This window comes from Mycobacterium sp. (assembly GCF_036488105.1).
Taxonomy (GTDB): Bacteria; Actinomycetota; Actinomycetes; order Mycobacteriales; family Mycobacteriaceae; genus Mycobacterium.
The window spans coordinates 1-9,934 of record NZ_DASXHW010000271.1 but is presented as its reverse complement, the minus strand read 5'-3'; the positions used below and the strand labels follow the sequence as shown (position 1 = coordinate 9,934).

At 68.2% G+C, this 9,934-nt stretch carries 9 protein-coding genes and 2 pseudogenes; 8 read left to right on the top strand and 3 right to left on the bottom strand.

The features are described from left to right. Positions 1 to 141: pseudogene (locus VGH54_RS13995) on the bottom strand (cytochrome B); the annotation flags it as partial. A gap of 130 nt (positions 142 to 271) precedes the next feature. Here VGH54_RS13995 and trpD point away from each other — a divergent pair. Then, on the top strand, positions 272 to 1,360 hold the full coding sequence (gene trpD, locus VGH54_RS13990) for an anthranilate phosphoribosyltransferase (protein WP_331512612.1): 1,089 nt from the start codon (positions 272 to 274) through the stop codon (positions 1,358 to 1,360). On the opposite strand, the pseudogene VGH54_RS13985 reads toward trpD, so the two are convergent. Next, positions 1,298 to 3,115 (bottom strand): annotated as a pseudogene (locus VGH54_RS13985) (DEDD exonuclease domain-containing protein); the annotation flags it as partial. The gene trpD and the pseudogene VGH54_RS13985 overlap by 63 nt on opposite strands. A gap of 162 nt (positions 3,116 to 3,277) precedes the next feature. On the opposite strand from VGH54_RS13985, the gene VGH54_RS13980 reads away from it, so the two are divergent. The 4 genes from VGH54_RS13980 (at position 3,278) to VGH54_RS13965 (ending at position 6,806) form a co-directional block, all read left to right on the top strand. Beyond that, complete coding sequence (locus VGH54_RS13980; protein ID WP_331512617.1) at positions 3,278 to 3,529, top strand: hypothetical protein; 252 nt, start codon at positions 3,278 to 3,280, stop codon at positions 3,527 to 3,529. A 176-nt stretch (positions 3,530 to 3,705) separates the two neighbouring features. Next, a complete protein-coding gene (gene ripC / locus VGH54_RS13975) occupies positions 3,706 to 4,776 on the top strand; it encodes a peptidoglycan hydrolase RipC (RefSeq protein WP_331512616.1) in 1,071 nt (356 codons plus the stop codon). Between the two features lie 25 nt (positions 4,777 to 4,801). Continuing rightward, positions 4,802 to 5,626, top strand: coding sequence for a hypothetical protein (locus VGH54_RS13970; protein ID WP_414688707.1), 825 nt, complete (start codon positions 4,802 to 4,804; stop codon positions 5,624 to 5,626). Between the two features lie 43 nt (positions 5,627 to 5,669). Next, a complete protein-coding gene (locus VGH54_RS13965; protein ID WP_331512611.1) occupies positions 5,670 to 6,806 on the top strand; it encodes a glycosyltransferase family 4 protein in 1,137 nt (378 codons plus the stop codon). On the opposite strand, the gene VGH54_RS13960 is transcribed toward VGH54_RS13965, so the two are convergent. After that, positions 6,803 to 8,605 carry a long-chain fatty acid--CoA ligase gene (locus VGH54_RS13960; RefSeq protein WP_331512610.1) on the bottom strand — a complete coding sequence of 601 codons (1,803 nt, stop codon included), beginning with the start codon at positions 8,603 to 8,605 and terminating at the stop codon, positions 6,803 to 6,805. The two genes, VGH54_RS13965 and VGH54_RS13960, sit on opposite strands and share 4 nt — an antisense overlap. Before the next feature lie 115 nt (positions 8,606 to 8,720). On the opposite strand from VGH54_RS13960, the gene VGH54_RS13955 reads away from it, so the two are divergent. The 3 genes from VGH54_RS13955 to VGH54_RS13945 form a co-directional block, all read left to right on the top strand. Next, a complete protein-coding gene (locus VGH54_RS13955) occupies positions 8,721 to 9,119 on the top strand; it encodes a polyketide cyclase / dehydrase and lipid transport (protein ID WP_331512614.1) in 399 nt (132 codons plus the stop codon). 114 nt (positions 9,120 to 9,233) lie between these two features. Further along, positions 9,234 to 9,671 (top strand): SRPBCC family protein, encoded by a 438-nt coding sequence (locus tag VGH54_RS13950; protein ID WP_331512609.1) that lies wholly within the window; start codon positions 9,234 to 9,236, stop codon positions 9,669 to 9,671. Further along, positions 9,668 to 9,934 (top strand): ArsA-related P-loop ATPase (locus VGH54_RS13945; protein ID WP_331512608.1); only part of this gene is annotated, 267 nt, incomplete at its 3' end. The genes VGH54_RS13950 and VGH54_RS13945, both read left to right, overlap by 4 nt.

The following is a 9,934-nucleotide window of genomic DNA, read 5'->3' as shown; positions in this document are numbered from 1 at the left end:
GTAGAAGGCGAACAGTCCAGCAAAGAACATCAACTCGCTGGAAAGCCAGACTATGGTGCCAACACTGACCATGTTGGGGCGGTTGAGCGAATGTACGCGCGCCGTGATTGCTGTACCCGAGGTCCCTACCGCACTCGTCACCCCGCAAGTATGACGCTTTGTAGTTGTCGACCTCCACCCGGGGCGGCAATTCGGTGCGCGAAATTCATGTCGATCCGCCGGCCGCGCCCGGCTACACCGGTCGTCTCGCCGACGTGGGACCATTTGCGGTGTGGCGGCGTCATCGTCGGGGCCATCCCAGCGGCCCCCGGAAGTGGCGCTGTCGTGGCCGCGAGTGCTCGAGGCTTTGACCGCGGGTCAGGATTTGCCGCGCGGACACGCCGGCTGGGCCATGGAGCAGATCATGACCGGATCTGCGACGCCGGCGCAGCTCGCGGCGTTCGCCGTGGCCATGAAGATGAAGGCGCCAACCGCAGCAGAAGTGGCCGAACTGGCCGACGTGATGCTGCAGCACGGCCGGCGGCTGCCCACCGAACAGATCGGGACCGAGACCGTCGACGTGGTCGGTACCGGTGGCGACGGCGTCAGCACCTTCAACCTCTCGACGATGGCGGCGATCGTCGTGGCGGCCAGCGGTATTCGGGTGGTCAAGCACGGCAACCGGGCGTCGTCGTCGCTGGCCGGCGGAGCCGACACGCTGGAAGCGCTCGGCGTACGCATCGACCTGAGCCCCGACGATGTCGCGCGCAGCGTCGCCGAAGTCGGTATCGGATTCTGCTTTGCGCCGCAGTTCCATCCCTCGTATCGGCACGCATCAGTGGTGCGGCGCGAGATCGGCGTACCCACCGTCTTCAATTTGCTTGGGCCGCTTACTAATCCGGGCCAGCCGCGGGCCGGCTTGATTGGTTGCGCCTTCGCCGAGCTGGCCGAGGTGATGGCCGGAGTGTTCGCCGCGCGTCAGTCCAGCGTGCTGGTGGTCCACGGCGACGACGGTCTCGACGAGCTGACCACCACCACGACGAGCACCATCTGGCGGGTTCAAGCCGGCACGGTGGACAAGCTGAAATTCGATCCCGCTGGGTTCGGCTTCGCGCGTGCCGAGCTTGACCAGCTACTGGGCGGTGACGCGGCCGCCAACGCGGCGGAGGCACGTTCGGTGCTGGCCGGCGCCAAGGGGCCGGTGCGCGACGCCGTCGTGCTCAACGCCGCGGGCGCGATCGTGGCCCATGCCGGGCTATCCAGCCGCGCCGAGTGGCTGCCGGCGTGGGAGGACGGGCTTGCCGGGGCCGTCAACGCGATCGACAGCGGAGCGGCCGAACAGCTGCTCGCGCGATGGGTGCGGTTCGGTCAGGAGCTCTGAGTCGCGGCTCGTGACGGCCTGCTCGGCGGCCACCCGCGCAGAGCGCGCCGACGCGGCCCACTCGGCCCACGGCCCCGCGGACCGCAATTTCGTGCACCAACCCTCGTCGCCGGTCGTGTCCACGATGCGTACCCCTGGGGCCGTCAGCCAGCGTGCGACCAGCGCCGTCTCTTCGACTAGCGCGCCGCCCAGCGGCGCGGGCTGCGGCAGCACCACTTGTGCGCCGGCCCGGATCGCGTCGACGACGGGCATCGGCGGCACGCCGCGGCGGGCCATCCCGGCGGCGGCGAGCTGGCCGCGCCGGATGACGGCGAGCTGCCAACCGCCCTCGCCGTCGGGAGCGGCGGCCACCAGTTCCGCCACCGCGGTCAGCGCGCGCAGGCGCTGGCCGCGCCAGAGCACCTCCACCGCGGCCACGGTGTGGTCGCGCAACCGGGCTGCGCTCTCGTAGCGCTGGCGACCGGCCAGCTCGGCGATCCGCCGCACCGCCTCCGCCAGCGCGGCGTTGTCCAGACCGGCGATCAGCGTGGCAGCGCGACCGGCCGCCGGGGCGTACTGGGCAGCGGTCAGGTCGCGTCCGGCGGGGCACGGCGACACCTCACGCTGCGGGCAGGCCGGCCCGTGCAGGGCCGCGCGGGCCAACCGCTTGGTGCAGCTGCGCACACCGGTCAGTCGCGCCAGCAGGTCCGCGGTGTCGGCGGCATCGGCGCGGGACCGGAACGGGCCGACCGCGCGGTCGTGGCGCGGTGTGCGCGTAGGCGAGAACCGGGGGAATGCCTCGTCGCTCAGCACCACCCACCACCAGCGCTGCGGGAATTTCGATCTCCGGTTGTAGGGCGGGGCATGCGCGGCCAGCATCCGCAGCTCACGGACGCCGGCTTCCAGCGCGTGCGCGCATTCGACGTGCTCGACCGAACCGGCCAACGTGACCATCTCTTTGATCCGGGTGCGCTGATCTGAGCCGTTGAAGTACTGACTTACCCTGCGCCGCAGATTAATTGCGGTGCCGACGTAGAGCACCTCGTTGGTCGGGCCGCGAAATAAATACACCCCGGGACGGCGTGGCAAGCCCTCGGCGAGCACTCGTTTGCGTCGCTGCGCCGGTGACACATTGGGCAGGTAGGACCGCAGCTCGGCATAGGTGTGCACGCCCTGGTTGCCGACCCGTTCGATGAGCGCGTGCAGCACCTCGACGGTGGCCCGCGCGTCGTCGAGTGCCCGGTGGGTGGGCTCGCTGGCGACGGCGAACAGCCGCGCCAGTGCGGCCAGCCGCACACTGGGCGCCTCTTCGCGGCTGAGCACCCGCCGGGCCAGCTGGACCGTGCACAGTGTCTGCGGCCGCGACCATCGGATTCCGCATTGATCGGCGGCGGCCCGCAGGAACCCCATGTCGAACCTGGCGTTGTGGGCGACCATGACGGCGCCGTGGGCGAACTCGAGAAACATCGGCAGCACCGCGGCAATGGTCGGTGCGTCGCACACCATCGCCGTCGTGATGCCGGTCAGCTGGACGATCTGCGGCGGGATGCTGCGCTGCGGGTCGACCAGGGTGGCGAACTCGCCCAGCACCACGCCGCCGCGGACTTTGACCGCGCCGATCTCGGTGATCGCGTCAGCGACCTTCCCGTCGACGGCTGTCATGCGACCGCCGGTGGTCTCCAGATCGACAACGACGAAAGTGGTTTCGCGCAGCGATATTTCGGCTGCCCCGTCGAGGTCGGGGAGGCTCAGCTGCTCGGCAGCGGGCGCGCCCATGGCGGCGACGTTAATCACTCACACCGACACGGCCCGGGTTTCGCCGCGGCGCGTCGCGCCCCGACAGCCACCTCGCCCCCGAGGGGCGACCACAAAAACTTGTCGGTGTCCGCGGATAGCGTGACGGCAAGGGCGATCAGCATGACGGAGAGGACCAGCCAGATGGCGCATTACAGCGAGCCTGATTGGGCGGCGGCAGGTCCGCCCGATTCGACAGAACCCGTGGTCATCGACTGCGACGATTGCGCGGTGCGCGGTCCCGGATGCCGTGACTGCGTCGTCAGCGTGATACTCGGGGTACCGGAAACTTTGCTGGAAGATGAGCGGGTCGCGTTGGAGGTACTCGCCGACGCGGGATTGGCACCCAGACTGCGTTTGGTGCCCATTCACCGTCAGCGGCCCGGCGTAGCCTAACGGCGTTAGCCTGAAATCTTGCTGTTTTCTTAACAACTCAGAGTTGGACAAGCTCGGCGCCGTTTCGTAACCTATCTGAGACCTAAAGCAGATTCGGCTGTTACGCCGGCGGGGTTTAAGGAAACAAACTTTTGCGGACAAGGCTAAACGGTGAACGTGTGTCGTTGCGCGTCGCTATGCGCTTTGCTGTCCTCGCGCTTGCCGGATTAGTTGCGCTGTCCGGGGTGGCCGCCAGCAATGTGCTGGCCGACCCGGCCAATGACGCGATGGCAAAGCTCAACGAGTTGTCTCGGCAGGCCGAGCAGACCACCGAAGCGATGCACAGCGCGCAGCTCGATCTCAACAACAAGCTGGCTGCGCAGCGGACCGCCGAGAAGAAACACAACGACGACCAGGCCGCCGCGGATGCCGCGAAATCGCGACTGGCTACCTACCAGACCGGCGTCGACAAGTTTGCGGCAGCTATGTACATGGGCGGCCGTACCGACGGCATGAACGCCATCATGACCGCCGAGTCGCCGCAGCAGCTGATCGGCAAGCTGGCCGTGCAGCGGGTGATCTCCACAGCGATGCTCACGCAAATGGCCACCTATCGCGCCACCCGCGAAGAGGCCGCCAAAGCCGAGCAGGAATCGGCGAAATCGGCCGCCGACGCCAAAACCGCCGCCGAGCAGGCAAGCGCGGTGCGCGCGAGCTTGCAGTCCAAACAGAGCCGGCTGCAGCTGCAGATCGGCATCGTCAAGTCGCAATACCTGGCGCTGAGCCCGCCCGAGCGGACTGCCTTGGCCGCACCCGGGCCAGTCCCGCCGGCCGCCGTGGCGGCCGCAGCCCCAGCGCCTGAAGCGCTGCCGCCGGGGGTCGGACCGGATGCTCCCGGCGCGAGCGCCGGACCCGGCGCCGGCCAGGGAGCGATCGCCGTCCAGGCCGCGCTCACTCGCGTCGGTGATCCCTACTCGTGGGGTGGCGCCGCGCCGGGCGGATTCGACTGCTCGGGCTTGGTGATGTGGGCGTTCCAGCAGGCCGGCATCGCGCTGCCGCACTCCAGCCAGGCGCTGGCGCACGGCGGACAGCCGGTGTCGCTGTCTGACCTGCAGCCGGGTGACGTGCTGACGTTCTACTCCGACGCATCGCACGCCGGCCTTTATATAGGTGATGGCCTGATGGTCCATTCGTCCACTTACGGCGTGCCGGTGCGGGTGGTACCGATGAACTCCTCCGGCCCGATCTACGACGCCCGCCGCTACTAGGGGCGGACGCGGGCTGCTGGCCTGCGTGTTGGCCGTCGAGCTGGTCCTCGGCGCGTTCGCCCTAATCGGCTGGCGACCCGCGGCGCAGCGATTCGAGCAACCGTCGGTCAGTGTCAGCGCGCCGCGGCGGGTGGACGTCGGTGACCGCACCCTGGTGATGACCAACCTCGGCGGGTCGCAGTCCCATGCCCTGCTGGCACGCGTCGCCGCTGACATGGGTCAGGCCGTCGACGCCGTGGAGGCCTTCTGGGGACTCGATTGGCCGCACGACGTCGACGTGGTGGCCACCGGCTCGCAGCGGCAATTCGAGGCGCGGGCCGGCGGCGGCCCTGCCGGACAATGGGCCGACATCGCCGCCATCGCCGTCGCAGACCGTGTCGAACCCGCCCGGCGGATCGCGCTTGGTCAGCGGATCGTCTTCGCTCCGGGCGCCGCCGGGATGAGCGAGTCGGCGTTGCGAATCGTGTTGAGCCACGAGCTTTTTCACTATGCGGCACGCGCCGACACCGCCGTGGACGCACCCCGCTGGCTGACCGAGGGTGTGGCCGACTACGTCGCGCGGCCGCCTCACCCGCTGCCCGACGTCACGCCACTCCCGACCGCGCTGCCGTCCGACGCCGACCTCGCCGCCCCCGGGCCGCAGCGGTCGCAGGCCTACGACCGGGCATGGTTGTTCGCGCTTTTCGTCGCCGACACCCGCGGAGCGCCGACGCTGCGGGCGCTGTACCGGGCCGCATGCGGTGAAGGGCATACCGACCTGCCCGATGCTGTCCACGACGTGCTCGGCACCGACACGGCGGGGATACTCGCCGACTGGCAGCAGTGGCTGACACGTCAGCCCACCCACTGAACGCCGATTTCGACGCCCGGAGCCCTCAGGCTAGCCTTCGTAGGTGTCCCGGGTCCTGCTGGTAACCAACGACTTTCCGCCTCGGCGTGGCGGCATCCAGTCGTATCTGGTCGAGTTGGTGTCCCGGCTGGCCGCTACCGGCGAGCACACGCTTACGGTGTACGCGCCGCAGTGGAAGGACGCCGACGTCTTCGACGCGCACACCGCCGGCTATCGCGTGGTGCGACACCCCGGGACGCTGATGTTGCCCGTTCCCACCGTCGACTCCCGGATGCGCCGGCTGATCGCAGAACACGGCATCGACACCGTCTGGTTCGGCGCCGCGGCGCCGCTGGGGTTGCTGGCCCGCCGCGCCCGTCAAGCCGGTGCGAGCCGGGTGCTGGCGAGTACTCACGGTCACGAGGTGGGCTGGTCGATGCTTCCGGCGGCGCGGTCGGTACTGCGTCGCATCGGCGAGGACAGTGATGTCGTCACCTTCGTCAGCCGATACACCCGAGGGCGCTTCGCGTCGGCGTTCGGGCCGCAAGCCAGGTTGGAACACCTGCCGCCCGGCGTCGACACCGAGCGATTCCGTCCCGATCCGGTCAGCCGCGCCGAATTGCGCGCCCGCTACGGTCTGGGCCAGCGGCCCACGGTGCTGTGCCTGTCCCGGTTGGTACCGCGCAAGGGCCAGGACATGTTGATCCGGGCGCTGCCGGCGATCCGGCAGCGGGTGGACGGTGCCGCGCTGGTCATCGCCGGCGGGGGGCCGTATCTGGACACGCTGCGCGGGCTGGCCGGGCGCTGCGGCGTCGGCGATCACGTCACGTTCACCGGCGGTGTCCCGTCGGCGGACCTGCCCGCGTATCACGCGATGGCCGACGTGTTCGCCATGCCGTGCCGGACTCGCGGCGCGGGGCTGGATGTCGAAGGGCTGGGCATCGTCTTTCTCGAAGCCTCTGCCACCGGTGTGCCGGTGGTCGCCGGATCCTCGGGCGGCGCGCCGGAAACGGTGCGGCACAACCAGACTGGGGTGGTGGTCGACGGTCGTTCGGGGCAGCAGATCACCGACGCGATCAGCAAGCTGCTGGCCGATCCGGATCGCGCCGCCGCGATGGGCGCCGCCGGCCGGGAGTGGGCCACCGCGCAGTGGGGGTGGGACGATCTGGCCGCACGGCTGTCCGGCCTGATCAGCGGCTAGCCCCTGCTGTAGATCGCCTCGATGTCGTCGGCGAACTTCTCGGCAACAACCTTGCGCTTCACCTTCATCGTCGGTGTCAGCTCGCCGGTGTCCTCGGTGAAGTCGACGGGCAGAATGCGGAATTTGCGAATCGACTCCGCATGCGACACAGATGAATTGGCTTGCTTGACTGCGGTATCTACCTCGGCGAGCAGGTCGGGGTCGTTGGCCAGATCCCCGACCGAGGCATCGGCGGACTTGCCATTGCGTTGCTTCCAGCCGTCGATCGCCTCGGGATCGATGGTGATCAGCGCGCCCACGAACGGCTTCGCGTCGCCGACCACCATCGCCTGGCTGATCAGCGGGTGGGCCCGCAACTGGTCCTCCAAAACGGCTGGGGCGACGTTCTTTCCGCCCGCGGTGACGATGATCTCCTTCTTACGACCGGTGATCGTCAGGAATCCTTGTTCGTCGACCGCGCCCAGGTCGCCGGTCTTGAACCAGCCATCCTCGAACGCCTCGTCGGTGGCCTGGTCGTTGTGCCAGTAACCCCCGAACACCACACCGCCGCGCAGCAGCAGCTCGCCGTCATCGGCGATGCGCATGCTGTTGCCCGGCAACAACTTTCCAACCGTGCCGACCTTCAGCGCGTCGATCTGGTTGACGGTGATCGCGGCACTCGTCTCGGTCAGGCCGTAGCCCTCATAGATGGTCAAGCCGACGCCGCGATAGAAGTGGCCCAGCCGGGCACCCAGCGGTCCACCGCCGGACACCGATGCGTTGCAGTCACCGCCCAGCGCCGCGCGCAGCTTGTGGTACACCAACCGGTCGAACAGCGCGTGCTTGGCTCGCAACAGCAGGCCAGGCCCCCCGTTATCGGACGCCTCGCTCCAGTCGACAGCGGTCTGCGCGGCGATCTCGAAGATGCGACCCTTGCCGTCGTTGGCGGCGTTCTGCGCGGCGGTGTTGTAGACCTTCTCGAACACCCGTGGCACCGACACTACGACCGTCGGCTTGAACACCGCGAACATCGGCACCAAATTCTTGATGTCGCTGGTGAATCCGACGATGACCTTGTTGTGAAACGCGCACAACGTCAATGCCCGAGCGAGCACATGCGCCAGCGGCAGGAACACCAGCAACCGCTCACCTTTGCGCAGCAGCGTCGGAAGCACAGCCTTGGCGCCACGCGTCTCGTAGACGAGATTGCCATGCGTCAGCTGGCAGCCCTTGGGGCGTCCGGTGGTGCCTGAGGTGTAGATCAGCGTCGCCGGGTCGTCGGCGCGCAGCGCCTCGACTCGAGCGGTGAGCTCGGCCGGGTCGACCGACGCGCCCTCCTGCTCGAGTTGGTCGAGCGCCTTGGGACCCGATCCGTCGATTTGCAGCACGCGTCGCAGTTCGGGCAGGTCGCCGGCCAGCTCGGCGATCATCGAAGCGTGGGCGTCGGTTTCGGCGAAGGCCATCACCGCGCCCGAGTCGGTCAGCACCCAGCGCACCTGCTCGGCCGACGACGTCTCGTAGATCGGCACGGTGACGCCACCGACCGCGAGGATGGCCTGGTCGAGGATCGCCCACTCGTAGCGGGTGGCCGAGAAGATGGCCACCCGATCGCCGGGCTGCACCCCGTCGGCGATCAAACCCAATGCGGTGGAGCGGATTTGGGCTGCTGCAGCAGCGCACGTCACATCGGTCCAGGTCCCGTTGACCTGGCGCTGGAAAATCACCGCGTCGGGGTCGTTGCGCTCGTGCTCGAACACGGCGGCAACGATGTTGTCGTGCTCGCCAACCGTGAATGGAGCGGGCGCGGTAATTTCACGCACGTGTATGACCTCGCTTCAGTGATTCCGACCAGGCGGGCAATCAGCCTAGTCCGGCGACGATGCCGGCCCGGAGGGTAGTGCGCCGCGCGGAGGGCTGTATGTGAAGCTAGTGGCCGTGCACAGCGTTCAGATTGCCGACGAGACCTTTGTCGCCGCCGATCCGGCGCGCGTCGGGGCCTTCGTAGGTGACCCGGCCAACTGGCGGCGGTGGTGGCCGGATCTGCGGCTGGAAGTCACCGAGGAGCGTGGGCCGCTGGGCGTTCGGTGGGCGGCGACGGGGCCGCTGACTGGCACGATGGAGATCTGGCTGGAACCGATGCTCGACGGTGTGCTGCTGCATTACTTTCTGCACGCCGAGCCGTCCGGGGTGTCGGCCTCGCGATTAGCCAAGCTCAATCTCTCGAAAATGACGCATCGGCGTCGGGTTGCGGGCAAGAAAATGGCGTTCGAAGTCAAGACGACGCTGGAACGCTCCCGTCCGGTCGGAGTTTCTCCGATGCTTGACCAGGGCTGAGCTTCGCCGGGGAGTACCGTTTCTGCCGTGGGCCGAGGTTGGGGCCCAGATGACGCAGGCATAGCGGCGGGCGGGGGAGCCCAACCCGCGCAGCGCCGAGAAGGAAGCGACCAGGTGGCGGAGAAGACGGCCCAGACGATCTACATCGACGCGGAGCCCAGCGCGGTCATGGACGTGATCGCCGATATCGGCTCGTATCCCGATTGGGTGTCGGAATATAAGGAGGCCGAAGTACTCGAGGCCGACCCCGACGGGAACCCGAAGGTGGCACGCTTTGTGATGGACGCCGCCGTCCTCAAGGACACGCTGGTGTTCTCCTACAAGTGGCCGAAGGACCGCAAGTCGGTTCGCTGGTCGCTGGTTTCCAGCTCGCTGCTCAAGGCTCTCGACGGCGTATATCGGTTGGCGCCCAAGGGATCTGGCACTGACGTCACCTACGAGCTCACGGTCGACCTGGCGATTCCGATGATCGGACTGCTCAAGCGAAAAGCCGAGCGCAGGCTGACCGACACCGCGTTGAAGGATCTGAAGAAACGAGTCGAGGCTGAGTGAGTCCGGGTGAATCAGTCCCGCCCTCCTCTGCTCGGATCAGTCTTTTCGTCGGCAAGGGCGGGGTAGGGAAATCCACGTTGGCGGCCGCGACGGCCGTGCATGAAGCGCGCGCGGGTCAGCGCGTGCTGCTGGTGTCCACCGACCAGGCGCACTCGTTGGGTGACGTGCTCGGCGTCGTGATTTCGCCGACCGGCCGGCGCGAGACCGTCCGGGTGCTCGCCGACCTCGAAACCGGCTCGGCGGACGCCGGCGGCGGCTTCCTC